Annotated in this window: 1 protein-coding gene; it reads left to right on the top strand. The window is 66.4% G+C overall.

What is annotated here, in order from left to right; all coding sequences use genetic code 11:
- On the top strand, positions 1-402 hold a 402-nt coding region (locus EN935_RS40405; protein WP_127374466.1), incomplete at both ends, for an ACT domain-containing protein.

The raw sequence follows: 402 nt of genomic DNA, 5'->3' as shown, positions 1-402 counted from the left end.
GATCGAGACCGACATTCTGGGCGAGCTGCTGCTGTCAGGCCCCGGTGCTGGCGGCAATGCCACCGCCTCGGCCGTCATCGGCGACATCGCCGACATCGCCAAGAGCCGGCCGGGCTTCCAGCACGGTCCGGTCTTCGGCCGGCCGGCGAAGGAGCTGAAACCGTACAAGAAGGCGCAGATGCGCAGCCATGCCGGCGGCTACTTCATCCGGCTGACCGTGCATGATCGCATCGGCGTGTTTGCGGCGATAGCCAAGCGCATGGCCGACAACGACATTTCGCTGGAATCGATCGTCCAGCACGCGGTCAACGGCGAGGCGGCGGCACAGAAGACGGTGATCCTCGTCACCCACGAGACGACGGAGGCCGCCGTGCGCAAGGCCGTCGACGGCATCACCAAGGA

The organism is Mesorhizobium sp. M7D.F.Ca.US.004.03.1.1 (assembly GCF_003998635.1).
Taxonomy (GTDB): Bacteria; Pseudomonadota; Alphaproteobacteria; order Rhizobiales; family Rhizobiaceae; genus Mesorhizobium; species Mesorhizobium loti.
The sequence above is the reverse complement of the archived record's forward strand: the minus strand, read 5'-3'. Positions and strand labels throughout refer to the sequence as shown.